Genomic DNA, 24415 nt, shown 5'->3' with positions numbered 1-24415 from the left:
CTTGAAAACCCCATATTTCAAGGGGATTCCGCGTAGTTTCCCTTATCAGACATTCCCGTATCCGGCCGATATTCCATGCAATTGACTTCGCCGATTTTGTAGACTGGTTCGGCCAACCCACTCCATCGACATGGAGACTCGAAAAATGAACAATATCCGCCCGTCATCCATGTTGATTCCGGCGCTGTGTGTGTCGCTGCTCGCATCGAGTGTCGCGCTCGCCGATGGCAACGGACCGCCGTCCTATGTCGAAGGCAACCGCGCGCCGAAAGGATACGCGCGCCCGCCGTTCCACACGAAGCCGCGCGCGAGCACGGCGTCGATCTCCGGCCTCACGCCCGCGCTCACCCGACACGCGTACGGGTTCGACACGATCGCCAACCAGGGCGACGGGATGGTCGTCGCGATCGTCGATGCGTACGACGACCCGAAGATCGAGGCCGATCTCGGCGTGTTCAGCAACGCGTTCTCGCTGCCGGCCTGCACGTCGTCGAACGGCTGTTTCACCAAGGTGTACGCACGCGGTACACGGCCCAAGACCGATTCGGGCTGGGCGCTCGAGATGTCGCTCGACGTCGAGTGGGTGCATGCGATCGCGCCGAAGGCCAAGATCATGCTCGTCGAGGCCGCGTCCGCCAGCTTCAGTGACCTGCTGGCCGCGGTCGACGTCGCGGTCAAGCACGGCGCGTCGGTCGTGTCGATGAGTTTCGGCGGCAGCGAGTTCGGCAGCGAGACCGGCTTCGACAGCCACTTCAACGTCGCAGGCGTTACGTTCGTCGCGTCGTCCGGCGACAGCGGCACCGGGACCGAATACCCGGCCGCGTCACCGTACGTGGTGGCGGTGGGCGGCACGACGTTGTCCATCGATACGTACGGCAACTACGTCGGCGAGGCGGCGTGGAGCGGCAGCGGCGGCGGCGTGAGCAGCGTCGAGGCCGAGCCGGCCGGCCAGGCCGCGTGGCCGGTTCCGGTCGCCGGCAAGCGCGGTGTGCCCGACGTCAGCTACGACGCGAATCCGTCCAGCGGTTTCGCGGTGTACGACTCGGTCACCTATCAGGGGCAGGCGGGCTGGTTCCAGGTCGGCGGCACGAGCGCGGGCGCGCCGCAATGGTCGGCGCTCGTCGCGATCGCGAATTCGCTGCGCGCGGCGGCCGGCAAGAGCCGGTTGAGCGGCACCTACGACTCGCTCTATACGGTCGGGAAAACCGCGTACGGCAGCGACTATCACGACGTGACGACCGGGTCCAACGGCAGTTGCGGCAGCGTCTGCAGCGCAGCGGGCGGCTACGACTACGTGACGGGTCTCGGTTCGCCGCAAGCACCTGCGCTCGTGCAGGCGCTCGTCGCCCAGCCCTAACCGCGCGGCCGTCGCCGGTCGGCCCGTGGCGTGGCGTTCAGCCGCCACGCCATGCGCGGTCGAGCGCAGTCAGCGTCGCCAGCGCACCGCCCTTCAATCCGATCACGTCCGCACGGCGCGCATGCGCTTCGCGCGCGTTGATGCGGATCACGTCGGCACCGAGCCGTTCGCTCAACAAGCGCACGGTCGGAATCGCGGTACCCGCGCCGATCTCGACCACGGCGACGCGCCCGGCCCGCGCGATCCAGTCTTCCAGCGCACGTTCCTGCGCGTCGTAGCGCGCACCGAGCCAGCCGGTGTCGCCGAACATCAGGATGTTCGGCCGCGCGAGGCCGCCGCAGTGCGGGCAGCGCGGCGCTTCGCCGACCAGCCGGCAGGTGGCTTCGTCGACGTCCGGCACGAACGGTGCCGCGTCCCACGTGTCGTCCGAACAGGGCCGCAGGCACTGCATCGCATGAATCGAGCCGTGGATCTCGACGATCCGCGCCGGATCGAAGCCGGCTTTCTGGAACTGGCCGTCGACGTTGCTCGTCAGCACGAAGCCGCCGTTCGGCATCGCGTCGATCCAGCGGCGCAGGATCGCGAAACCCGCATGCGGCACCGTCGCACGGTAGAGCGCGAGACGGTGTCCGTAGAACCCCCACGCGAGCTGCGCACGCGCACGGAACGCGTGCGGCGACGCAATCTCGTGGAATTCGAAACGCTCGTGGCGCAGCGCCGGATACGCGCGCCAGAAGCCGTCGGTACCGCGGAAATCCGGCAGCCCGGAATCGACGCCGATGCCTGCACCGGCCGTCACGAGCAACGCGTCGGCGCACGCGAGCGCGTCAACGGCGGCAGCGACGAGATCGGCGGGAAGCTGCGTGGCGGCAGCGGTGGAGTCGTCGGAATCGGGGAACGGCATGATGGGGCGGCGGTAACGTCGAACGGTGCGCGAGTGGCGTCGCGATCATACGCCGGTTCGGGTGCCGTGCCGCATGCGCGATGCAGCGGCATGACGCGATCGCAACGTCGCGATCCGGCATGGCGCCGGGCTTTTCTCGCGGCAGCCGACGCAGGGAGGCACCGGCGATGCCGCGCCCCGACACCTCCCCGCCTGCTCAGCTATCCGAATCGTCTTGCGCGACCGGAATCTCGTCGACCGCGAAATAGACCGGCTTGCCGAGCTGCCGCGCGAGGCTGACGTCCGCGTCGGCCCCGCGCGACGCGCCGTCGATCCGCCATACCGCATCGCAGCGCCGCAGCAGCCGGTGTGCGGCCGGATACAGAAACGTCTCGCTGATTTCGTCGCCGACCTGCCGCGACCCGGCCGCGACGGCGAGCGGCAGCGACACCCACTCGCCTATCATCGGCACATGCCCACGGCGATACACGGCGAGCGCCGCCGCTTCCAGCCGGTGCAGGTTCGCGGCGATGCGCGCGGGGTCGCCGTCCGTGCCGCTGCGATAGGGGCCGGCGACCAGCACGAGCAGCGGCGTCATGCCGCGCGCGCGCCGGCGGTTTCCCGCAGCGCGACGTACTGCAGCAGCATGATCGTCTTCGCGTCGACGATCTCGCCGCGCTCGACCGCGTCCAGCGCCGCCTGCAGCGGCATCTCGACGACCTCCAGATCCTCGCCCTCTTCCGCGACGCCGCCGCCGTCGCCGGTGCGCAGCGACGCGTCGTATTCGCCGACGAAGAAATGCAGCTTCTCCGTCACGGACCCAGGGCTCATGAACGCCTCGAACACCTTGCGCACGCCGCGCACGCGATAGCCGGTCTCCTCCTCGGCCTCCGCGCGGATGCGTGCTTCGGGCGTCGCGTCGTCGAGCAGGCCGGCAGCTGCTTCAAGCAGCATGCCATCGTGCCCGCTGACGAACGCCGGCATCCGGAACTGCCGCGTCAGCAGCACGTCGCCCGTGCCCGCATTGCGCAGCAGGATGGTCGCGCCGTTGCCGCGGTCGTAGGTCTCGCGGCTCAGGCGCTGCCACGTTCCGTCGCGGCGCAGGAAATCGAACGTCACCTTCTTCAGCACATACCAGTCATCGGACAGCACCGTCGTATCGACGATGCGTACGCGGTCCCGCGTTGCAGCCATCGCAGCCTCCCATTCGACAAAAGACGGCGCCCATGGTAACGTGCATATTCGTGCAACTTCAAGATATTTCGTGCAAACACGATGCTGACGACGCAACGCAAGAAAGCGATTCTCGACGCGCTCGCACGCGACGGCCAGGTGCTGGCGGTCGAATTGAGCGCGCAATTCGGCGTGTCCGAAGACACGATCCGCCGCGACCTGCGCGAGCTGGCGGCCGAAGGCCTGCTGCAGCGCGTGCATGGCGGCGCGCTGCCGGCGTCGCCGGCCGTCGCGCCGTTCGCGCAGCGCGAGGTGCTCGAAACGGCGGAGAAGCGGCGCATCGCAAGACGGGCCGCGGAGATGATCGCGCCCGGGCAAGTGGCGATCGTCGACGGTGGCACGACGTCGGCGCTGCTCGTCAGCCAGTTGCCGGCCGACCTGCGCGCGACGATCGTCACGCACAGCCCGAGCGTCGCCGTCGCGCTGGCCGCGCATCCGTCGATCGACGTGATCCTGATCGGCGGGCGGCTCTACAAGCATTCGATCGTCGCGGTCGGCGCCGCGGCGATGGAAGGCATCGCGCGCATCCATGCCGATCTGTATTTCATGGGCGTCACGGGCGTGCATCCGGTCGCGGGTCTGAGCACCGGCGATTTCGAGGAAGCGGCGATCAAGCGCGCGCTGGCCGAACGCGCGGCCGAGACGGTCGTGCTCGCGTCGCAGTCGAAACTGCGCGCGGCGTCGCAGTTCGTGATCGGCGACATCACGCTCGCGCAGACCGTCGTGGTCGAGAAGGAAACGGAAGCCGCGCTGACGAAGCCGATCGAGGCCGCGGGCGTGACGGTCGTGCGCGCATAGCGGCGCCGGCTCGCGCCCGTGCCGGTACGCACCGGATCGTGCTCATCGAATCGGTTGCGGATTTTCGACATGCCAACGCCGCGTCGATGTCAGCGTGCTGACAGGCGCCGCTTGCTAACATGGGCGCCCGCCCAATCGCCACGCGCCGCACGCACGATGCCCTCGCCCTCCGCCACGATTCCGCCTGCACCATCCGCGGGTGATGCGCCGCCGCCCGGCGTCCTCGCGCTGTTCGTCGCGTTCGCGCAGATCGGCCTGACCAGCTTCGGCGGCGGGCTCAGCGGGCGGATGATGCGCGACTTCGTGCACGAGCGGCGCTGGCTCGACGAAGAGGCGTTCCTCAACGGCCTCGCGCTGTCGCAGGCGCTGCCGGGCGTCAACGTGAAGAACCTCGCGATCTGGATCGGCTACCGGCTCGCCGGATGGCGCGGCGCGGTGGCCGGCTTCACCGGCATCATCGCGCCGCCGGCCGTGCTGATCGTGCTGTTCGGCGTCGCGTTCTCGACCCTCACGCGCTTCCCGCTCACGCATGTCGCGCTCGCCGGCGCGGCGGCCGCGGCGATCGGGCTGTCGATCTCGATGGCGATCACGGCCGTGCGCCGGCTGCCGCGCCGCGCTTTGCCGTTCGCGGTGATGACGCTCACCTTCATGTCGGTTGCGGTGCTGCACTGGCCGCTCGTATGGACCGTGCTGATCGGCGGCACGCTGAGCGTCGCGCTCGAATACCGCCGCGCGGCCACCACGCCCGCCGGGAGCGACAAGCCATGACCGCGTCGCAACGCTACGCCGCGCTGTTCGGCGTGTTCGCGCCGCTGTCGATCGCGACGATCGGCGGCGGACAGACGATCATCGCCGACCTCCAGCGTCAGGTCGTCGACATGCATCACTGGATGACCGCCACGCAGTTCGTGAACGACTTCGCGATCGCGCGGATGGCGCCGGGCCCCGGCTCGCTGCTGGCGACGCTGATCGGCTGGCAGGTCGCCGGCTTCTGGGGCGCGGTGATCGCGACGCTCGCGCTGTTCGGCCCGACCGCGTTCCTGATCTACGGCGTCGCGCACCTGTGGCGGCGGCACCAGGGCGCGCGCTGGCAGATCGCGCTCGAAGCCGGCCTGCGTCCGGTGGCGGCCGGCATGATCGTCGCGTCGGTGTGGGTGCTGCTGCAGGCGCTCGACGGCGGCTGGCCAGCACGCGCGATCGCGGTCGCATCGACGCTGTGCGTGATGGTTTCGCGCATTCACGCGCTGCTGCTGATCGCGGCGGGCGCGCTGTTGCTCGTCGGCGTGCACGCGATCGGCGGCGCGTAGCGCATACCGCCGTCGCACCTCAACGCCGCGCCACGCGAACACCTGAACGCCTAGACGCCGCGAAACACCGGCGCGCGCCGCTCCGCAAACGCACGCAGCCCTTCGTCGAAATCCGCGCCTTCGCACGCATGCCGGCGCAGTTCGGCAATCCGCTCGAACGCATCGACCGGCAACGGCCGTGAGTCCTGCAGCACGCGCAGTTGCTCCTTCACGGCGTGCACCGCAAGCGGCGCCTTCGCGGCAATCGTGCGTGCGACGTCGAGCGCCGCCTCGTCGACGCCGCCCGCGTCGGCCAGCCGGTTCACGAGCCCGTGATGCGCGGCGCGCTCCGCATCGAGCGGCTGCGCGCAGAAGAACATCTCCTTCAGCACGTGAATCGGCAGGTTGTCGTAGAAGCGCAGCAGGCCGCTCGTCGAATACGGCAGGCCGATGTTCGCGGGCGTCATCGCGAAGCGCGCGTCGCGTGCCGCGACGACGAGGTCGCAGCTCATCACGAGATCGACCGCCCCGCCCCACACCGACCCCGCCACCGCCGCGATCACCGCGCCCGGATAGGTCCGCACGCGCCGCAGCGCCCGTTCGAGCGGCTTGCCGTATGCGAGCGGATCGCGGTCGTCGGCCAGTTCGCGCAGGTCGTGCCCCGCGCTCCAAACGTCGCCGCTGCCGTCGTTCGACAGGATCACGACGGGCGGTGGACCCAGCTCGGCAAGCGCATCGAGGCGCGCGACGAGCGCATCGAGCAACGGTGCATCGAGCGCATGCCGTCGCGCCGGATTCGCGAACCGCACGCGCGCGATTCGCTCGCCGACCATGTCGACCGTCACGTTCGATTCGGTGTCATGTTTCATGTTGTCGCTCATTGCACCGCCTCCGCTACCGCTTCCGCCTGGAAGATCGCGCGCTCGGCCAGCAGCGCGTCGATCGCGTCGTCGCCGTAGCCCGCTTCGCGCAGCACGTCGACCGTATGCTCGCCGAGCAGCGGCGGCGCATGGCGCGTGCGCGGCGCCGGCACATCGTCGCCCATCCCGCCGAGCGGCGTGACGACCTGGCGCAGCGTCCCGAGCGTCGGATGCGCGACCGGTTCGACCAGCCCGCAGTGCGCGAGCTGCTGATCGTCGAACACTTCGTCAAGCGTATTGATCGGCCCGGCCGGCAGTCCGGCCTCGACGAAACGCTGCGTCCATTCGCGCTTGCCGCGCGTGCGCAGCCGGCTTTCGAGCAGCGCCTTCAGCGCGTCGCGGTGCTCGACGCGCGCATCGTTGGTCGCAAAGCGTGGATCGTTCGGCAACTCGGGCAGGTCCAGCAACCGGCACAGCCGCAGCCACATGTCGGTCGTGATCGGCGCAAGGTTGAGCGGCCCGTCGGCCGTCTCGAACACGCCGTACGGCGCGATCACCGCATGCGCATTGCCGGTGCGGCGCGGCACGTCGCCAAGGCTCAGGTAGCGTTGCCCGTGCACGCTCAGCAGCGCGACGAGGCTTTCGAGCAGCGACGTGCCGACATGCTGCCCGCGCCCCGTGCGCTCGCGTTCGAACAGCGCGGCCGTCACGCCGGTCGCGACCCACATCCCCGAGCTGAGATCGCCGATCGCGGTGCCCGTGCGGGTCGGCTCGCCGTCCGGGAAGCCGGTGAGGCTCATCAGCCCCGCATAGCCCTGCGCGATCTGGTCGAAGCCCGGCCAGTCGCGCAACGGGCCGCGCGGGCCGAACGCGGTGACGCTGCCCATCACGAGCCGCGGATCGCGCGCGCTCAGCGCGGCATAGCCGAGTCCCATCGCCTCCATCGTGCCGGCCTTGAAATTCTCGATCACGACGTCGGCCTGCGCGATCAGCCCCCGCACGACATCGAGGCCGGCCGGCTGCCGGAAATCCACGCAGATGCCGCGCTTGTTGCGGTTGCAGGACAGGTAGTACGTGCTCACGCCGCGATCGAACGGCCCCCACGCGCGGCTCATGTCGCCGTTCGGCCCCGACTCGACCTTGACCACGTCGGCGCCGAGATCGGCGAGCACCATCGAACAGAACGGCCCCGACAGCGCGCGACTCAGATCGACGACCCTGATTCCTTGTAATGCCTGCATTCCGGACTCCTGATATTGATGACGGGATGTTGCGTGCTTCCGTACGATCGCGGCGCGCCGCTCATTCGGGCAGCGTCTGGTGGCGCGTTTCAATCGCGAACGGCAGGATCAGGATGCCGAGCACGAACACGGCCGCGGTCCATGCGACCGGCACGCCGAGCGAACCGTAGCCGTGAATCGCGGCGCCGAGCAGGAAGTTCACGCCCGCGCCGATGAAGCGGCCAACCGACGCGTTGAACGCGAACGCGGTCGCCCGCACGCGCGTCGGATACTGCTCGGGCAGCCACAGCGAGAAGATCGCGAAATTGCCGCCGAAGAAACCGAGGAACGCGAGCGACACCATGAACGCCGTGAGCCCGTTCGGCTGGTAGAACGCCCAGCCGAACGCGAACACGATCGCACCGGCCATGCCCGCGAAATACACGCCGAGCGCCGCGCGGCGGCCGAGCCGCTCCGACAGCCACGGCGCGACCAGACAGCCGGCGATCGTCGCGCACGACAGGATCGCCGCGCCGACCGATGCAAGCCGCAGCGTACCGACGTGATCGATGCCCGCGCGCGCCGCCAGCGTGCTGACCGCGCTCGCCTCGTAGACCGAGCCGGCCCACAGCCCGACGATCGCGACGCCGACGAGGCTCGCGCTCGTCAGCGTGCGGCGCAGGAACGCCGGCGCGAAAATCTCGCGCAGCGGATGCGCGCGCCGCGCGTCGGCCACGTCGCCGTCGCGCGCGTCGTGCCGGCGCCACTGCCCCGGCTCCTTCACGCGCATCACGGTGAACACCGCGAGCAGCGCGGGAGCGAGCCCGCACAGAAACATCGCGCGCCAGCCGTAGGTCGCACCGATCGTGTAGTTCAGGCAGGCCGCGATGAAGAAGCCGAAGTAGTAGCCCGTCTGCAGGTAGCCGGCGCCCATCTTGCGGCGGTCCTCCGGCCAGCTCTCGGCGACGTAGGTGCCCGCGAGCGCCCATTCGCCGCCGACGCCGATCCCGGCGATCAGCCGGCACGCGGCCAGCGCCCACACGTCGTGCACGAACGCGGCCGCGCCGGTGAACACCGAATAGATCAGGATGCTCGCGGCGAGCGTGCGCACGCGGCCGAAGCGGTCGGCGAGCGGCCCCCAGACGAACGACAGCCCCCAGCCGATCAGGAACAGCGCGAACAGGATCGAGCCGTACATCCCGAGATTCGCGGGTGTCGCCGCGATGCCGGATGCCGGCAGCAGTTCGGTCAGTGCGGGAATCAGCACGAGCGCGTAGATCACCGAATCCACGCCGTCGAGCACCCAGCCCGCGTACACGGCCCAGAAGCCCTTGACCTGCTCGCGCGTGAGCGGCGTGCGCCGCGGCTTCGCGCCGGCCGCCGGCGCGTCGATCGCCTTCAACATCTTCGTCTCCTTGCCGGCGGGGCCGGCGCTGTTGCCGCGTCCGGTCCGGGATGGCCGACGGGCTGGCTCTTTTGTGAGACGAGTATAGAAACGCCATCGATCGCCGAAAAATATGATATTCATCTTGATCGATCGGATTGGCTTATGGCTTGAATCGGGAGACGGTGGCGATGGACTTGAGACAGTTGCGCTATTTCGTGAAGGTCGTCGAATGCGGCAACGTCACGCATGCGAGCGAGGCGCTGCATGTCGCGCAGCCCGCGGTGAGCCAGCAGATGCGCAATCTCGAACAGGATCTCGGGATGCAGTTGCTCGAACGGAGCGTGCGCGGCGTCGCGCCGACCGCCGCCGGCCGTACGCTGTACCAGCATGCGCTCGAGCTGCTGCGCCAGGCCGACGGCACGCGCGAGCTGCTGCGCCGCGACGCCGATACGCCGCAGGGCCGCGTGACGGTCGGCATGCCGTCGAGCACCGCGCGCGTGCTGGCGATTCCGCTCGCACGCGCGGTGCGCGACCGCTATCCGGGCATCATGCTGGAACTGATCGAGGCGCCGAGCGCCGATCTCGACACGCTGCTCGAACGCGCGCGGCTCGATCTCGCGATCGTCGTCGACGCGGTCGACACGCGCGGCATCGCGATCCACCGGCTGCTGACGGAAACGCTGTACCTGATCACGTGGCCCGGGTTTCCGGTGCCGGACGATCCCGTGCCGCTCGATACGATCGCGCGGATGCCGCTCGTGCTGCCGAGCGCGCCGAACACGATCCGCAACCGCGTCGACTGGGCGATGCGCGAGGCCGGGCTGTCGTACGAGATCAGCTTCGAGGCGAGCTCGACCGGGCTGCTGTTCGCGGCCGTGATGGCGCAGCTCGGCGTGACGATCCTGCCGTGGACGGCCGCGCACGTCGAGATCGAGGAACGCAAGCTCAAGCTGTCGACGGTCGCGCACCGGCTGTTCGCGCGCGACCTGTCGCTGTGCTGGCACGATACGGCGCTCGTCAGCAATGCGGTGCAGAAGGTGAAGGCCGAGATCGTGCGGTTGTTCGACACGCTCGGGCGGCGACCGGAGTGGGCGGCCGGCGATGCCGGCCGCGCGTGACCGGCGCGGCGCGAGCGCGTGCCACGCGTGGTTCGCTCGCGTGCTCGATTTCTTCGTCGCGGTGATGATGCTCGGCTTCGCGGTGCGTTTCGCGATCGATGCGCTTCAGGCGTCAGCGGCCCGATAGCTTGCGAAACGCGTTGTGCCCGTCGGCATGCAGTTCGAAGCCGATGCCGGGTGCTTGCGGTACGCGTGCGTAGCCCGCGTCGACGGTTTCGCCATCGGCCAGTCCGCTGAACGGATGGAACGCGAACGGATTGACTTCCGCGCCGCCGAGCCCGAGCGCCGCAACGACGTGCAGCGAAAACAGGTGGCCGCCGTGCGGCCAGAACGCGTCGCGCCGCCAACCGCGCGACACGAAGTGGTCGACGATCTGCAGATAGCCCGGCAGCCCGTAGCAATGCACCGGATCGAACACGAGCACGTCGCGGTCGCTGCGCAGGCCGCCGTAGCGGTCGAGCAGCTTTGCTTCCGCGAGTGAGAACAGTGCTTCACCGGCTGCGATTGGCGGCGCGTATCGCGCGGAAAGGTCAGCCTGGAGCGGCAGATCGAGCGGGTCGCAGATGTCTTCGAACCACCAGAGGTCGAACGGCGCGAGCATCGCCGCGGCGGCTTGCACGGTCGTCGCGTCGTATGTGTTCATCGCATCGACCGCGAGATGCGAACTGTCGGCGAGTTGGGCAGCGGCGGCTTCGATGCGGCGTCTGTCCTGGTCGAGATCCGCGCCGCCGATCTTGATCTTCGCGTGCGTGTAGCCGAGATCGGCGATGCGGCGCATCTCGTCCGACAGGCGCGCGAGATCGTCATGCGGATAGCGGTAGCCGCCGCCCGCGTACACGCGCACGCGTGATGCGGCCGTGCGTGCAAGCTGGTCGGCGAGAAAGCGATGGAGCGGCAGGTCGGCGATTTTCGCGGCGGCATCCCAGATCGCCATGTCGAGCGTGCCGACCGCGACGCAGCGTTCGCCGTGTCCGCCGGGTTTTTCGCCAGCCATCATCGCGCGCCATGCGCGGAACGGGTCGAGGTTGGTGCCGGCTTCGTCGGCGAGCGCGTCGGCCGCGGCCAGCAGGCGCGGCGCGAACCGTTCGCGGATCAAGCCGCCCTGCGCGAAACGGCCGACCGATGCGTAGCCGTAGCCCGTTACGGGGCGGCCGTCGCGCACGACGTCGGTGACGACCGCGACGACACTCGTCGTCAGGCCGCCGGAGGGAATGGACGGGTCGGCATAACGAGAGACAGGGATCGGTTGCTCGCGGATGGCGGTGATGCGCATGGTCGGGTTCCGGTGGGCGACCGGCGCATGCGATGGTTCAAGCGGTGCGGCCGGAACGATAAGCAGACCGCTGCATCATAGGCGCTGGCGCGGCCGGGCGCAGGCATTCGTTACCGGTATGGACGATCGCGCCGCCACGCCTGCACGATCGCCGAGAAGTCGGCCTGGATCACGGCGAAGATGCCGGGGACCGACAGCGCGGACACGACAGCCGTTCAACTGGCCCGAATCGCACCGTTGCCATTCCGGCGTGATTCCATGTAAAACCACGCGTTCTGCGAGCGTCGTCTTGTTCTTAATGTGTATGGGCCCTTGCAACATGCAAGGGCCGCGATGACAGAGGCCGCGAACCGGGAAGGTACCGGCGACGACGATATATGCGTGATCGAATCTACAGGCCCGCTCAGGCGAAGACGAAGTACTTGCGCACCGTCTCCACCACTTCCCAGGTCCCTTTCATGCCGGGTTCGATCACGAACACATCGCCGGCTTTCAGGTGCACAGACTCCTCGCCCTCCGGCGTGATGATGCAGTAGCCGTCGAGGAAGTGGCAGTACTCCCATTTCTCGTAGTTCACCTCGAACTTGCCCGGGGTGCAGATCCAGGTGCCCATGATCTTGCTGCCGTCCTTGGAGACGTAAGCGTTGAGGTTCACGGTGTGCGGATCGCCGCCGATGCGCTTCCACTTGGTCGCGTCAAGGACCGGAGTCGGGCAGGTTTCGCGCAAAACGGTGATGAAATCGGACATCTCAGCTCCAAACGATCGGGTAAGTGATCCGTCACGTTAGTTCGGAAGCGTTACCGGGGCTTGCGTGCTTCCGACGCCGACTCGTCTATTTTCGACACCGACTCGCCAGCAAGCGCGCTGCCAGCTCGTTGCCCGCTGGCCCGGGCGGAATGGCCCCGCTGTTTGCGGATTCAAGCCGCGCGAGGTCACGTATGAGAGTCCGGTTGAGTATCTCCATAATGCCAAATGACCATCCCCCACGCCGTGCGCTGAGGTCCCGGCATGGGTGCTCCGGCTTCGACATAAACCGAATCTTTCACGGCCGGGCTTTGCCAATAACCGGCGCGCGGACAAGGCTCCCCGGGCAGGACACGGAGCCTGGGTTGTGCGACAGGCTTGGGGAAGTAAATTTCCTCCTCCGCCGGAATGCTGCCATCCCGGTAACGCTTGTCTTCCCACAGCAGCCGCCAGCGCACAACATGTTCGTCATTCGTACCTTCCAACAGGTACTTGTGGGCGATACTGCCTTTAAGGAAGTAACTCGGACATCCAACCTTGCCAGCCGGAAACCATGGCTCCCAGATACCCTCGACAGGAATCTCTTGATCGCTGTAAACCTCGCCGGCCCCTGATTCATTCTTGGGCGGACAGGGGGGGAGTTCTGCAGGATAGCTGCGACCGGGTGGCCAATACCGCCACGCAGGAAATAGCGGATCTTGAAACAACGATTCGTACGTCCAATGCTTGAAGACACGAGTACCGCCATTGGGGCGCTTGCCATAGGTAAGGTATTCGGAAAAATCGAGCCCGACAGTGCACTTGAGCGCCTGACAACTCAACTCTTCAATCCACGCCCCTTCCGCATACCCCGTTGCATATTCGAAATCCGAAAATCTCGTATCCCTCACGCCAAGCGCGTGGAAAAACGGGTCATATGTTCGACCGACCTCGTGCGCACTCCGCCCGAACAACAGCTCGCCCCCCTTCTCGCTACCCGTTATGAGCGCGTCGTAAGCCGATCGCTTGTCGGCACCTTGTCGCAATGTCTCAATACCTTGACCCATCCTCACCAACGCATTCAGGAAATCGCTGACATACGCTGCCTCCAATTCCTCCTGATTTGGGCTCGGCGTGTCCAATTGCTTGGCGTACGCGTGAAGGAAATCCCTGAACAGACTAACTGCATGATCCAGGAACGTAACGCTTGTCCATTTCTTGAGCAGGTAAAACGCTTTGGCGCGTGCATCCAGCTCCTGCTCAGGAGTCGTGGTCAGAGTATTCAGCATCATTGGTTCTGTTCTTCCGTCGATTGTTTTCCGACATCGGCGAGGGCTCGCCGCGCATAACCTTCCTGTCTGATCTTGGCCGATCGTTCGCGCTCTGCCAGGAAGAGTGCCCGAGCTTCTGCTTGATCGGGCAGCCTCAAGTCGGTCCAATTCGTCCGCTGCGCCTTGACCTACGTTTTTATCCTCTCTGCCACAGGAGCATTGGACGGAGCTTGCTGACGGCTCTGGCACAGAAATGTCCGCAGATCGACAAGGACTTCGCCTACTGCAAGCAGACGTACAACGGTGATTTCAAGAAGATCGGCTCGGTCTTCACCGACCTCTATCGGGAATGGGCGTGGAGCAAGGGCAACTGATTCAGCCGTTGACCAGATCCGAACCGAGCTCGAAAAACTGAATCCGAGCACGAAACGACGAATTCTCGAGAAATTCGCTCTGGCGGCACTCGGCAGTATTCCTTGGGTCGGCGGATTCATCAGCGCGCTAGCTAGCGTCAAGGCCGAAGAATCCGGCTTGCGAACATCGACTCTTCAGACTCAATGGCTGGAACAGCATCAGGCCAAGATGGAAACGCTGAGTGCGACCATGCAGGAAATCGGGCGTCGATTTGAAGCGATCGGCGAGGAAATCGATGAACGCCTGGCGAGCGAAGAATATCTCGACGTCGTCCGCAAGGCTTTCCGCGCGTGGGACAAGGCCGACACCGAGGAAAAGCGCCGATACGTTGCAAACCTCGTGACGAACGCTGCTGGTACGCGGTTATGCTCCGACGACGTAGTTCGTCTCTTCATCGACTGGCTGGACAGCTATCACGAATCACATCTTGCAGTCATTCGCGAAATCTTTAAGAACCCGGGCGCGACCCGGTTTAACATCTGGACCGCGGTCTACGGCGATCTGGTTCGAGAGGATTCTGCGGAAGCAGACCTGTACAAACGACTGATCCGCGATCTCAGTACTGGCGGGGTGATTCGGCAAGCACGCGACACCAACGCTGACGGACAGTTCCTGCGCAAGCAGACGGTGCGTAAGCCGTCTGTCCCAGCCAGTGGCACCGTCGAATCTGCGTTCGATAGCAGCAAGCAATACGTGCTCACCGAACTGGGCAAACAGTTCGTGCACTACTCGATGAATGAGGTTGTTCAACGCGTGTCAGGCGACTAAGCTGTCGCCACTGACGGCGGGAAAGCGTCTTCATCTTGGTCGTCGGGACATCAGTGCAGCGTCCAAGTCTCTCGCGAGATTGTCTGCATGGACTCCGAGGATGGCCCACAGCGCCATGCAGCGCAATCGCATGGCAACAGCGGTGGTTTCCTCGGTTTCACCTGCATGCCTATACGTAATGTCCCGTCCCTTGAATAGATGAGCGGCCGCCAGCTCGGTATCTTCGAAGAACTTAGTCAGGAGCGTATCGAGGCGCACGGGCTGGTCCCGGTGTCCGAGAGCATTGCGAAGGGAGTTCAAGGATGTAATGCCCTTCCAAAAATTGGCATCGGCAGCGGTGCCCACGATTGCACGCGCAAGCTTTGCCGCAGTACCGAAACTGAAGATGTCGTTCTCGATAGTAGGCCTGACGTAGTTCGCGACACCCGCAGAGATGATATCGTGCAGCCGTTCTTCGACCATCATGTGCCCGCGAAGAACCGCCATCAAAAGATCAGCCCTACGGTCGAAAGCCCAATGGAATTGTTCAAGCTTTGCGTCTATGTCGGCTGCGAAGAGTTCTCTTGACATGATTCCTCTCAAGGTTGTTGACTGCCCGTCGAATGGAGCTGCGGTAGCTGTACCGAAAAGCCCCCAAGCATTACAAGACCCTATCTACGATGAATGTGTAGCCACGAGGAGCAAGGCCTTCTGCTCATGCTCGTCGCGGCTCTGTCGCGAAAGCGGCGAAAGGCCCTCGATCGCATTCCTATCACGGTCGGCAGGCTCGTAACAGCTGCCCGCCTTGGTAAATGGGACTCCGCAAAGGTCGAGAACAGTCGTTTCTGACGAACCATCGGGAAGGCGATAGGCGGTTAACAACGAAGCGCGCTCGTTGCCAGACTGCCTTCGCTATACTCCCCGAACGGGGTGGACTTCCTTTCGCGGTTCGGGGGCAACGATGAGCATCTACGGTATCTCGATGATTAAGCTGGACGCGGCGGTCGGTGAAGTGGCCGAAGCGAAGATTCATCGGTTCAGCAAGAACGACGACGGTAGCATCGGATTAGATGAGGGTCGAGCACTGGCCTATCACGAGGTTGCGAACCTGATCGTCGGCGGTGACGACGTGTTCGTCATCGTGCCTGACGGTCCCGGCTCCTACCGACACACGGATAAGGTTCGAGTGAAGCCGGGACAGCACGAATATCTAGAGAGCTTCGGCGACGACGGTGCTGCCAGCACCGCACTGAGGGCGCTGCCGACTTACGAGTAGCCATATGGAATTTGCGATACCGTCCGGGGGTGCGGGTAAGCTTATCATCGCTCATCTCGTCGGTAGCTAACAGCAAAAATCGTTGTCATGTCCGATGTCGTCTCTGCGGCGACTATCTCGGATAACATCGATGGAATAGGACCTCCGAACAAGTTATATATAAGCAAGAAAGCGCCAATGAGCGATATCGAAGATCGGATCATGTCGATGATGCAATCCGAACCAGATCCGGGCAAGCATTACTACGCCTTGACCGTACTGCTCGGTCAAAGCGGACAGCCAGAGTGTTCCGCTTTCAGCCACTTTACTGGATACGCTGACGAAAGTCGGCGGATTGAGTTGAGGGCGGCATCGCTAGTCCATGCTGACCGTATGTTGAATAGTTGGCGCACAATCGGCGAGCCCGGATTAGTGGTGGGCACGCAGGAAGACCTGGGGGTTTTTCTCTGGTTCGGCGGACATGCGGTCGTCGAAAAGGAGCTGGCCAACTCCACGATTCCCGAGTGGCTAGAGGCCAGCCCGGTAGTTCGCGTTGGGGAATTCGGTTTCGCCTCACCAGCATGTCTCCCGTCGTCCGCAATGCAACGAGCGCCCACGCCAAAGCTGCGCATGGAGATCATCAAGCGCGATCGGTACCGATGTCGCGTATGTGGAAGAAGTCCGAACGACCACACCGATATAGAGCTTCACGTCCATCATATTCGCCCGTGGGCTATCGGCGGTGTGACCGAAGCAAACAATCTGATTACGCTCTGCCATACCTGTCACAATGGGCTTGATCCTCACTACGAATACAGCTTGTTCCGGTTGCTTCCTCGACCAGAATCAGAACGAGCCACAGCGTATAGGGAAAAGATCGTTTCATACCAGCGACAAATGGCCGGCCGCTGGGCGGAAGGCGATCTCTAACGCACGACCGAGGGGTATAGATGCTGGGTATCGAGTTTGATTCGCATCTGGTTTACGAAGGATCGTATTCGCTATGGGGACACGCGATATGGCCGGCACCGTTCATTTCTATCGCAACTTATATCGGTCCACATATCGATCGGAACAAGCCATTGAGCGACGACGCATTGACATCGGCGGCCATGCTCTTCCGTGAGGATTCGTTCGATCCGGTCGCTCGCATTCGTCGGGGTCGCCTATACACACGATGGGCCGATGTGCAGCCGGCCACTTGGCACGTGCAACGTCATCCTGCGTATGCGTCGGTATCAGGCGGCACGGACGTTCGCGGATTTCTGGTTAAGCAACTCTACTCGTTCCAGCCCTGGTCAGCGCCCGACCAACTACTTGCCAAACGTCGAGAAGCAGTTCTCGTGCTCGGTTCGGGACCGCGCGTTGCAGCCTATACTGTGCTGGACATAGAGCGTCTGATTACAGGAGAAGACCTTATCACGGTGCGTACGAGGGCCAGCCTCGGAATCCTACCCGAAATCGAACCTCTCGCGAAGAATGAGCATGTCGCACTCGCGATGGAACATTACGAAAAAGCAGCAAGCTCCGCTTTTCGCGACAGTGCCGAAAGCGTGATCGACCGCTGCCGCGAAGCCGCGACTGCCGCTATCACCGCGCACCTCGCCCATACGAACGCGGGAAGCAATTCCCTGGGAAGGGACCTTGCGGTCCTTGCTGATGTCGTTGACTCGCCCAACGCACCGCGAGAAGAACGACGATTTGTGCTGGGCAACGCCATCCGGATCATCGCGCGTTTGCATGCACAAGGAAAGGCAGCGGAGAGGCTAAAACGAGGCAACGACGCCCCATCGGAAAGCGACGCCGAATGCGCGCTAGCGCTGCTTGGGAAAATCTATCGCGAGATCGGTTGGGCGCGGTGACCGTTTTTTGATACTGGGAGAAGATCGAAGTGACACCGACATCTCAAAAAGTGCGTATCGAGGGAGGCTTCCATGCTTGGTAGTTTGCCCGCAGTCGTTTGTGATGTCTTCGGCTTGCTCTCCTTACCCGGCGGCGCGATGGCCGGTGAAGCATTGAAGGCACTTTTTCAGAAGCGTGCCGACGATGCTCGGGAGATCATGCTAACCGCCATTTCACGGGGTGACATCCGGTTTAGCGAAAGTGACGCGGAGGAGTCGGTCGCCATTGTTTACCGCTACCTACGTGCGGCACAAGAAGGGGCCGCACGCGTTAATCTGCGATTGCTCGCAGAAGTGTTCTGCGGACAAGCACGGCTGGGTCTTATCAAGGCGGACGAATTTCTCTATTACGCGGATGTTCTTACACCGTTGCGCCGGGATGAGATTCTTTTGACGGGCTGCATTCTTCGGCATCGGAATGAGGCTATTGAGCAAAAGGATGACCCAATAGAACGAATGCGGGCCGCTACCGTCCAATCGCAGAGCGCACTTATTCCAGACGTCTTCGAAGATCACGCGGAATTCCGCGCCGTCGCGGACGGGATGAGACGAACCGGATTTTTCAGCATCCAGGCAACTGCCGGTGGGGGAGACCTCTTAGGCCCCTCTCCTATTCTTTTGCGACTGGCACGCCTTGTGGACTTCGACGCTGCAACTGCTACTTTTCATGAGCCAACGCCGAAATAGTGGTCGAGCTTGTCAGCGATCCACCTCTGATCTCGCCGCGCCAGCCAGCGACGGTCCAAGGCCGAATGTACGAGCACCGCAAGGCGCCCACCGACCGGGACAGCAGCACGTTGTTCGGCTCGCTCGTCAGGAAAGGAAATCTGTGTGTCTCGATCCAAGCATCATGGCCGGTTTCGGGATATCCGATGACGACATAAAGTCGTTCATGGCATCGAACGCGGGACTCTACGGCATCGACACGTCGCGATTGAGCAGGTTCTTGCTTGCCCAGTTGACCAGCGCGTGGAAGCATCGAACTATCAACACATTTGCTGTCACGGACGTCATTCAGCACCTTGAAGGTCGCAATCCTCTTCCGTCTATGACCGCGAAGCCTCGGCAGTTCAAAGGCGACGCCTTGCGCGGGCTGTGGAAGGTCCATTTTTTTGATGCCCGATTCCTGGTCCACAATATCCTCAATGAATGGAGTATGTTCAGCTCCAAGAGCGACAAATTCGAAAAATTGTGTGCACGGGTTGCAGCAGAAGAAGAACAAGCCCCCTCGCGCGTCGGTTGGCAAGGTCGGCTGGTACACGAGTTCGTGATGGAAGGTTACAGGCAACGCGCAACAAAGCGGAAACTCACCGGGGAGTGGCTAATCTTCGGCGTGCACGAACAGAAGAACATCTACCTTTCACTCTGCACCCATTCCGACAGCCCAGAGCAAGATCGCGAAATCTACGACGCACTTTTTGCGCTATGCGGAGATGAATTCCCCAACGTATTCGCACAGCAAACCGGATAAGCCGCTGGCTCAGTAGGCCCGGCAGCTTTTCGCAAACTTGGCGGCAGAAAGCTCGCTGCCGCGATCCTGATGGACCGCGTCGGCCAAATCGCCAATCCGTTCGATGGTCAGCGGCGGGAAATCGTTGTGGTGTTGGATGTCGTTCATGCGACGACTATCCCGGCAGTGTCCTCAACGCACAACGGCGGGAGCCGCTGAAGCCTCGCGACCGACGCAACCCGTAACCGCCGTTCCTAATCTAGCTAACGTATGACCGTTTCGTGCCTACAAACAGCCGCTCCTGGCGAATGGTCGAATGGAGCCGACCGCTTGTCCCTACTTTGCGACTAGTTTTGGCATCCTGTATGCAGCGCGACCGGCAATCACACATGGCATGGCAGCGCACTAAGCCGATGCATCGCCGTACCACTGGGGAGTAACGTCGTCTAGGAAAGAGTCTACGGTCGTCGGCTCAACTTCTACTCGCGTGATTTTCAAATCCCCGGATCTCTTAGCGACCGTAACCAGCGCTTTGAATTCAAACTGTTGCTCATCGCGATAAGTACCACCGCCGACCGCGACGCTCTGGCGCTTGGCTTTGTCCCATGATGAGAGACTTAGCTGCCACGAAATGACCGCCGACGCCCACGCAGTAATCTCAACCACTGTCTTTCCGGCGGCGCTGTCGTGGCTAACCGGCTTAAATTCGTCTGAGCTATGGTCAAACTCAGGAAGCTCGACTCCGCTGAACTCGATCGAGAAAGAGTCAATTGTCTCAGCATATGGTGTCTCACCTAACTCAAGTCGAAGCCGGAGTCGGTCACGGCCGTTATCAAGCGCTTTTAGTAGCTTCGCTTCAAGCCCGTACGGATCGCCATCTTCAACGGACATGAACAGCGCACGGCAAACATTCGCGGCATTGGGTGTCTGAAACGCGGAAAGCGCAGCCCCCAGGTCTTGTACTACATAGACCTCGCTGGAAGACTCGCCAAACCGTTTCCAGTCATCGTCGCCGGATACAGCAAGTACGCGAGTGCTATTGTTTTCCGCCCAACCCTTGAGCGCCAATAGCGCGAGTGCGTCAGGAAACTCGGACTTCTTCTTACCTTCTACGGTAAACGGCGGATCGCCAGCAACGTAGAGCGCGATCAGATCTTCAACCAGAGCAAAATCGCCAGCGTCAACTACCGATATTCCTGCCTTGGCGATCCATTCCTTCAGCCGCTGGACGGGGCGTTCTTGCGCTTCGACATATGCCGCGTCTGAGGCCGATATCAGCGTAGCCAGAGCAGCAGGGTAGATGAGGGACTTTCGCTCCAAATCGTCAACAGCACCTCGCAGCTTACCAACGGCGAGGGTTGCTTCTTTGAGAAGATGTGCGCGCGTCTCGTGCATAACGATGTTCGGGAGCAGCACTGTTATCCCGTGCGCCCGGAGATGAGCTACCTGCTCTAACAGACCTCGCTCAAACGCATAACCTGCCGCCCGCAGCGTGGAAGTGTCCAGCGCAAGCGCGCCGATCTCGCCGTTTTGGATAAATCCGCGGATTTCGTCGTCCATGGAGTTGAGGTATGAGTTGTATGACAATTGTTGCACACGTCCACGGACACTCTAATGCCTTCGCGATAACAGAGTGGTGGTTTTCCTCGTGGCCGATTCTTGCGGTTCAGAATCGGTCAATGCCGCCCGTTACGACGAGAGACGGCGATGCGCGCGCAGCCACCAGCAATGCGGCAACTCCGCTACGATGACACGACAGACCTACAACGAGGGTAGCGATGCGGCATACTCACGATTTTTCGCGCGGAGGCCGAGGGGGCCGCCCCGATGCAATTCTTGCGCAGACCGCACTAGCCTGTCTTGATGTTTCCCTAGTCGAGCGCCACACTGCTGGCCGTGCGTGCGGTGCATTAGGAGTTTGAGATGTTTTTGCCCCCTGAGGCGATGCCGTTCGCCGCAGTCGATGCTCAGGCACTGTTCCAAGTAAGACGCGACTTTCTCATCTGGCGGAACAGGAACCGGCCGATCCCCACCCACGTCGACAATGCTATAAGGAAGGTGCTCGATGGGATCAGCACCACCCTTAATACGCAGCTAGGGGATCAGGTCGCTTGGAACGCCGCTGTCGCCAATCTGAGATCCGAGTTAAGGTTCATTGATCTGCTGTACACCAGCTACCCGGGCTTCCAGGCCTTCGCCAATCAGCAGGCAAGTTTTCTTGCCGGGCGTGGTGTCCTCTGAAGAGCCGCGATCATCAGCCAAAGCGCTTGCACCCGACTGAGACGACCGGCGAATCCCGGCTGCGACACTAGGATCGTTTTCTTGCTGCCGGACGTGTAACATGGATTCGTCCGGCGGATGGCGGCTCGGTGCCGCCGCGTAACAGCATTCCGAGATGCCTGACAACCGTCGGCAGCGATGCCACCGCTCCGCCAGCGAGCCATGCCAGTTTCGCTGCCACTGCTCAAATCCGCCCGCTTGCCATCCCCACCGAAACCCCTGTAGAATTGCGCGTTCTGCGGGCGTCGTATAATGGCCATTACCTCAGCTTCCCAAGCTGATGACGTGGGTTCGATTCCCATCGCCCGCTCCACTTTCCGGCTGCATCGCAGCCTGCGCAAAAGCCGCCTCGTCGAAGGCGGCTTTTTTGTACCATGTGCCGGTTCCCCCGGCGCACTGCTGCGCACAACGGGCCTTCGCCCGCAACAAAGCCTTTCTCTGTACCGATGATGCACGACGATCCGAACGAAGCCGGCCTGCCGCCGCATGACGACGCCATTCCCGACGAAGCCGCCGACGGCGCCGACGAAGTCAATCCGCTGCACCACCGCCGCATCCGCAGCTTCGTCACGCGCGCCGGCCGCGTGTCGACCGGCCAGCGCCGCGCGCTCGACGAGCTCGGCCCGCGCTTCGTGGTCCCGTATGCGCCGGAGATGCCCGACTGGAATGCGGTGTTCGGCCGCAGCGCGCCGCGCATCCTCGAGATCGGCTTCGGGATGGGCGCATCGACCGCGGAAATCGCCGCGAACCGCCCCGGCGACGACTTCCTCGGCGTCGAAGTGCATGAGCCGGGCGTCGGCGCGCTGCTGAAGCTGATCGGCGAGCAGGGCCTGCCGAACATCCGCATCATCCAGCACGACGCGGTCGAAGTGCTCGAGCACATGCTCGCGCCGGAAAGCCTCGACGGCGTGCACATCTTCTTCCCCGATCCGTGGCACAAGGCGCGCCACCACAAGCGCCGGCTGATCCAGCCGCCGCTCGTCGCGCATCTCGCGTCGCGCCTGAAGCCCGGTGCGTACATTCACTGCGCGACCGACTGGCAGAACTACGCGGAACAGATGCTGGAAGTGCTCGGCGCGGAACCGACGCTCGAAAACACGGCCGCCGACTATGCGCCGCGCCCCGACTATCGCCCGGTGACTAAGTTCGAACGGCGCGGGCTGCGGCTCGGCCACGGCGTGTGGGACCTGGTGTTCCGCAAGCGCGCAGGCTGAACCCTTCCGCCGAGGCGGCGCACGTCGCACCGCCCCGGACGACAAAACGGCCCGACCGGCATTTGCCGATCGGGCCGTTTGCTTATGGAAGCGCGCCGGACACCGGCGCCCGCATCACGCCCAGTTCAGCCAGCCGCTGTACCCAACCAGCAGCACGAACAGCCCGAACGCGATCCGGTACCACGCGAATACCGTGAAATCGTGCGTCGCGACGTAGCGCAGCAACCAGCGCACGCACACGAACGCGCTGACGAACGCCGCGACGAGCCCGAGTGCGAACAGCCCGAGCGAATCGACCGTGAACGCCTGCCAGTCCTTGACGGTTTCGTAGAGCGTCGCGCCGAAGATGATCGGAATCGCGAGGAAGAATGAGAATTCGGTGGCGACGCGCCGGTCGAGGCCGAACAGCATCCCGCCGATGATCGTCGAACCCGACCGCGACATGCCGGGCACCAGTGCGAAGCACTGCGCGATGCCGACCTTCAGCGCATCGAGCGGCGTCAGCGCGTCGACCGACATCACGCGCGGCGGCTCGCCGCGCTCGCGCTGCCGCGCCTCCGCCCACAGGATGATCGCGCCGCCCACGACGAGCGCGAACGCGACGGGCACCGGCGAAAACAGCACGGCCTTGATTTTCTTCTCGAACAGGAGGCCGAGCGCGATCGCGGGAATCGTCGCGATCACGACGTTCAGCGTGAAGCGCCGCGCGTCGGGCCGGCTCGGCAGCCCGGAGACGATGGACGCGATCCGTTGCCGGTACTCCCAGCAGACCGCGAGGATCGCGCCGAACTGGATCACGACGTCGAAGGTTTTCGCGTGCGAATCGTTGAAATTCAGGAAGCTGCCCGCGACGATCAGGTGACCGGTGCTCGACACCGGCAGGAATTCCGTCAGCCCCTCGACGACGCCGAGGATCAATGCCTTGCAGATCAGGATCCAGTCCATCCGTGGCCCAACTCCGAAATGGTCGAAAGGAAGGGCCAGGTTGCCGCGCGGCCCGCTCGGCCGCGCGGGTTCGTCGTCATTTTTCGACGATCGCCACGCGTATGCCGTTTGTAAGAATCGTAATTGTACCGGGTTCGTAGTTCACCCCGGCAAATTGCAGCTGTTCGGGCTTGAACGTGTAGATCGGATAGTTGGTCAGCAACTGCGTCGCGAGCAGGCCGGCGGCAGCGCCGACCTGTTGCCCGTACATCTGCGCGTCGCCGTCGAGCACGAGGCTGTCGACGGACGGCGCCTTCAGCACGACCGAGCGGCTCGGCGCGTCGTACGCGAGCTGGCCCGACACGGTGAACTTGCCGCTGACGGGCGCGCGCAGGAACGGGCTCGCGAAATTCGCGTCGAGTTGCACGGCGACGCGGTTCTGGTCGGGCAGCAGGTTGACGGCCGGGTTCGCGAGCGACACGTCGACGACCTGCGCGACCGTCTTCTGGTACGGGAACTTGCGCGCGACGGCTTTCTGCACGTCGCCGCGCGAGAACGTGTAGTGATCGGGGATGAACGGGAACGTCGATGCGCAGGCGGCGAGCGATACACACACGCCGATGGCGCCGACGGTTGCGGCGAGAAAACGGCGCCGGCCGGGCGCGCGAGGTGCGGTCATGCTTGATCAATCTCCTGTATCCGGCGCAGCGGCGATCGGGCTATCGGCGCTGCGCCCATGCCGGGCAAACGACCGGAGTTAGTGCTTCAACCCGCGCGGCGGGTTCCATGCGTCGCATTCGTCCCGAACGTGGTCGGCAAC

General features: G+C 63.8%; 29 protein-coding genes and 1 tRNA gene. 16 read left to right on the top strand and 14 right to left on the bottom strand.

The window, feature by feature from the left end; genetic code table 11:
* Positions 1-145 precede the first annotated feature (145 nt).
* Positions 146-1357, top strand: a complete 1212-nt coding sequence (locus tag OEJ37_RS12980) for a S53 family peptidase (RefSeq protein WP_263344482.1) — start codon at positions 146-148, stop codon at positions 1355-1357.
* A 37-nt stretch (positions 1358-1394) separates the two neighbouring features.
* Here OEJ37_RS12980 and OEJ37_RS12975 read toward each other — a convergent pair whose 3' ends face one another.
* The 3 genes from OEJ37_RS12975 to OEJ37_RS12965 all read right to left on the bottom strand — a co-directional run bounded on the left by OEJ37_RS12975 (position 1395) and on the right by OEJ37_RS12965 (position 3434).
* The gene (locus OEJ37_RS12975) at positions 1395-2261 is read right to left on the bottom strand and encodes an SIR2 family NAD-dependent protein deacylase (RefSeq protein WP_174420095.1); all 867 of its coding nucleotides are present in this window, start codon (positions 2259-2261) and stop codon (positions 1395-1397) included.
* A 196-nt stretch (positions 2262-2457) separates the two neighbouring features.
* Positions 2458-2838 carry a DUF4406 domain-containing protein gene (locus OEJ37_RS12970; RefSeq protein ID WP_175947549.1) on the bottom strand — a complete coding sequence of 127 codons (381 nt, stop codon included), beginning with the start codon at positions 2836-2838 and terminating at the stop codon, positions 2458-2460.
* Complete coding sequence (locus tag OEJ37_RS12965; RefSeq protein WP_047900025.1) at positions 2835-3434, bottom strand: NUDIX domain-containing protein; 600 nt, start codon at positions 3432-3434, stop codon at positions 2835-2837. Before OEJ37_RS12965 ends, OEJ37_RS12970 begins: the two co-directional genes overlap by 4 nt.
* A gap of 81 nt (positions 3435-3515) precedes the next feature.
* Between OEJ37_RS12965 and OEJ37_RS12960 the strand changes: the two genes are divergently transcribed.
* The 3 genes from OEJ37_RS12960 (at position 3516) to OEJ37_RS12950 (ending at position 5578) form a co-directional block, all read left to right on the top strand.
* Positions 3516-4271 (top strand): DeoR/GlpR family DNA-binding transcription regulator, encoded by a 756-nt coding sequence (locus OEJ37_RS12960; protein WP_263344481.1) that lies wholly within the window; start codon positions 3516-3518, stop codon positions 4269-4271.
* Positions 4272-4427: 156 nt separating this feature from the next.
* Entirely contained in the window at positions 4428-5039 is a 612-nt protein-coding gene (locus OEJ37_RS12955) for a chromate transporter (protein ID WP_174420093.1), read from the top strand.
* On the top strand, positions 5036-5578 hold the full coding sequence (locus OEJ37_RS12950; protein ID WP_263344480.1) for a chromate transporter: 543 nt from the start codon (positions 5036-5038) through the stop codon (positions 5576-5578). The genes OEJ37_RS12955 and OEJ37_RS12950 overlap by 4 nt, the downstream gene beginning before the upstream one ends.
* A 50-nt stretch (positions 5579-5628) precedes the next feature.
* Here OEJ37_RS12950 and scpB read toward each other — a convergent pair whose 3' ends face one another.
* The 3 genes from scpB to OEJ37_RS12935 form a co-directional block, all read right to left on the bottom strand.
* Positions 5629-6438: a methylmalonyl-CoA decarboxylase gene (gene scpB / locus OEJ37_RS12945; RefSeq protein WP_263344479.1), complete on the bottom strand. Its 810-nt coding sequence runs from the start codon at positions 6436-6438 to the stop codon at positions 5629-5631.
* Positions 6435-7658 carry a CaiB/BaiF CoA transferase family protein gene (locus tag OEJ37_RS12940; protein ID WP_175947552.1) on the bottom strand — a complete coding sequence of 408 codons (1224 nt, stop codon included), beginning with the start codon at positions 7656-7658 and terminating at the stop codon, positions 6435-6437. The genes scpB and OEJ37_RS12940 overlap by 4 nt, the downstream gene beginning before the upstream one ends.
* A 61-nt stretch (positions 7659-7719) precedes the next feature.
* Complete coding sequence (locus OEJ37_RS12935) at positions 7720-9042, bottom strand: MFS transporter (RefSeq protein WP_175947553.1); 1323 nt, start codon at positions 9040-9042, stop codon at positions 7720-7722.
* A 170-nt stretch (positions 9043-9212) separates the two neighbouring features.
* Here OEJ37_RS12935 and OEJ37_RS12930 point away from each other — a divergent pair, with 170 nt between their 5' ends.
* A complete protein-coding gene (locus OEJ37_RS12930; protein WP_263344478.1) occupies positions 9213-10142 on the top strand; it encodes a LysR substrate-binding domain-containing protein in 930 nt (309 codons plus the stop codon).
* A complete protein-coding gene (locus OEJ37_RS12925) occupies positions 10126-10269 on the top strand; it encodes a hypothetical protein (RefSeq protein ID WP_263344477.1) in 144 nt (47 codons plus the stop codon). The genes OEJ37_RS12930 and OEJ37_RS12925 overlap by 17 nt, the downstream gene beginning before the upstream one ends.
* Here OEJ37_RS12925 and OEJ37_RS12920 read toward each other — a convergent pair.
* From OEJ37_RS12920 to OEJ37_RS12910, 3 genes are all read right to left on the bottom strand, one after another.
* Complete coding sequence (locus tag OEJ37_RS12920) at positions 10255-11415, bottom strand: enolase C-terminal domain-like protein (RefSeq protein ID WP_174420087.1); 1161 nt, start codon at positions 11413-11415, stop codon at positions 10255-10257. The two genes, OEJ37_RS12925 and OEJ37_RS12920, sit on opposite strands and share 15 nt — an antisense overlap.
* A gap of 403 nt (positions 11416-11818) precedes the next feature.
* On the bottom strand, positions 11819-12163 hold the full coding sequence (locus OEJ37_RS12915) for a cupin domain-containing protein (RefSeq protein WP_152864713.1): 345 nt from the start codon (positions 12161-12163) through the stop codon (positions 11819-11821).
* Positions 12164-12348: 185 nt separating this feature from the next.
* The gene (locus tag OEJ37_RS12910; protein ID WP_263344476.1) at positions 12349-13431 is read right to left on the bottom strand and encodes an Imm71 family immunity protein; all 1083 of its coding nucleotides are present in this window, start codon (positions 13429-13431) and stop codon (positions 12349-12351) included.
* On the opposite strand from OEJ37_RS12910, the gene OEJ37_RS12905 reads away from it, so the two are divergent.
* A complete protein-coding gene (locus OEJ37_RS12905; protein WP_263344475.1) occupies positions 13431-13784 on the top strand; it encodes a hypothetical protein in 354 nt (117 codons plus the stop codon). The genes OEJ37_RS12910 and OEJ37_RS12905 overlap by 1 nt on opposite strands.
* Before the next feature lie 208 nt (positions 13785-13992).
* Positions 13993-14592, top strand: coding sequence for a hypothetical protein (locus tag OEJ37_RS12900; protein WP_263344473.1), 600 nt, complete (start codon positions 13993-13995; stop codon positions 14590-14592).
* 30 nt (positions 14593-14622) lie between these two features.
* Here the strand turns inward: OEJ37_RS12900 and OEJ37_RS12895 are convergent, their stop codons facing one another.
* Positions 14623-15162 (bottom strand): hypothetical protein, encoded by a 540-nt coding sequence (locus tag OEJ37_RS12895; protein WP_263344472.1) that lies wholly within the window; start codon positions 15160-15162, stop codon positions 14623-14625.
* 370 nt (positions 15163-15532) lie between these two features.
* On the opposite strand from OEJ37_RS12895, the gene OEJ37_RS12890 reads away from it, so the two are divergent.
* The 5 genes from OEJ37_RS12890 (at position 15533) to OEJ37_RS12870 (ending at position 19198) form a co-directional block, all read left to right on the top strand.
* Complete coding sequence (locus OEJ37_RS12890; RefSeq protein WP_263344471.1) at positions 15533-15847, top strand: hypothetical protein; 315 nt, start codon at positions 15533-15535, stop codon at positions 15845-15847.
* A 177-nt stretch (positions 15848-16024) separates the two neighbouring features.
* Positions 16025-16756, top strand: coding sequence for an HNH endonuclease (locus OEJ37_RS12885; protein WP_197689369.1), 732 nt, complete (start codon positions 16025-16027; stop codon positions 16754-16756).
* 20 nt (positions 16757-16776) lie between these two features.
* The gene (locus OEJ37_RS12880) at positions 16777-17688 is read left to right on the top strand and encodes a hypothetical protein (RefSeq protein ID WP_129112190.1); all 912 of its coding nucleotides are present in this window, start codon (positions 16777-16779) and stop codon (positions 17686-17688) included.
* A 72-nt stretch (positions 17689-17760) separates the two neighbouring features.
* A complete protein-coding gene (locus OEJ37_RS12875; protein WP_263344470.1) occupies positions 17761-18414 on the top strand; it encodes a hypothetical protein in 654 nt (217 codons plus the stop codon).
* A gap of 142 nt (positions 18415-18556) precedes the next feature.
* Positions 18557-19198 carry a hypothetical protein gene (locus tag OEJ37_RS12870; RefSeq protein ID WP_263344469.1) on the top strand — a complete coding sequence of 214 codons (642 nt, stop codon included), beginning with the start codon at positions 18557-18559 and terminating at the stop codon, positions 19196-19198.
* 9 nt (positions 19199-19207) lie between these two features.
* On the opposite strand, the gene OEJ37_RS12865 is transcribed toward OEJ37_RS12870, so the two are convergent.
* Positions 19208-19345 (bottom strand): hypothetical protein, encoded by a 138-nt coding sequence (locus tag OEJ37_RS12865; protein ID WP_263344468.1) that lies wholly within the window; start codon positions 19343-19345, stop codon positions 19208-19210.
* A 237-nt stretch (positions 19346-19582) separates the two neighbouring features.
* Positions 19583-20737 (bottom strand): PIN domain-containing protein, encoded by a 1155-nt coding sequence (locus OEJ37_RS12860; protein ID WP_263344467.1) that lies wholly within the window; start codon positions 20735-20737, stop codon positions 19583-19585.
* A 363-nt stretch (positions 20738-21100) separates the two neighbouring features.
* Here OEJ37_RS12860 and OEJ37_RS12855 point away from each other — a divergent pair, with 363 nt between their 5' ends.
* From OEJ37_RS12855 to trmB, 3 genes are all read left to right on the top strand, one after another.
* Complete coding sequence (locus OEJ37_RS12855; RefSeq protein WP_085503456.1) at positions 21101-21418, top strand: hypothetical protein; 318 nt, start codon at positions 21101-21103, stop codon at positions 21416-21418.
* A 277-nt stretch (positions 21419-21695) separates the two neighbouring features.
* Positions 21696-21770 (top strand) — tRNA-Gly (locus tag OEJ37_RS12850).
* Between the two features lie 133 nt (positions 21771-21903).
* Positions 21904-22671: a tRNA (guanosine(46)-N7)-methyltransferase TrmB gene (gene trmB / locus OEJ37_RS12845; RefSeq protein WP_263344466.1), complete on the top strand. Its 768-nt coding sequence runs from the start codon at positions 21904-21906 to the stop codon at positions 22669-22671.
* 114 nt (positions 22672-22785) lie between these two features.
* Here the strand turns inward: trmB and OEJ37_RS12840 are convergent, their stop codons facing one another.
* Both OEJ37_RS12840 and OEJ37_RS12835 read right to left on the bottom strand, forming a co-directional pair.
* Positions 22786-23616 (bottom strand): undecaprenyl-diphosphate phosphatase, encoded by an 831-nt coding sequence (locus OEJ37_RS12840; RefSeq protein ID WP_175947558.1) that lies wholly within the window; start codon positions 23614-23616, stop codon positions 22786-22788.
* Between the two features lie 76 nt (positions 23617-23692).
* Positions 23693-24274 carry a DUF1439 domain-containing protein gene (locus OEJ37_RS12835; protein ID WP_152864727.1) on the bottom strand — a complete coding sequence of 194 codons (582 nt, stop codon included), beginning with the start codon at positions 24272-24274 and terminating at the stop codon, positions 23693-23695.
* Positions 24275-24415 lie beyond the last annotated feature (141 nt).

It is taken from the genome of Burkholderia sp. BKH01 (assembly GCF_025685725.1).
Taxonomy (GTDB): domain Bacteria; phylum Pseudomonadota; class Gammaproteobacteria; order Burkholderiales; family Burkholderiaceae; genus Burkholderia; species Burkholderia pyrrocinia_C.
Note: the sequence above shows the minus strand (reverse complement) of the source record. Positions and strands in the feature narration are given on the sequence as shown.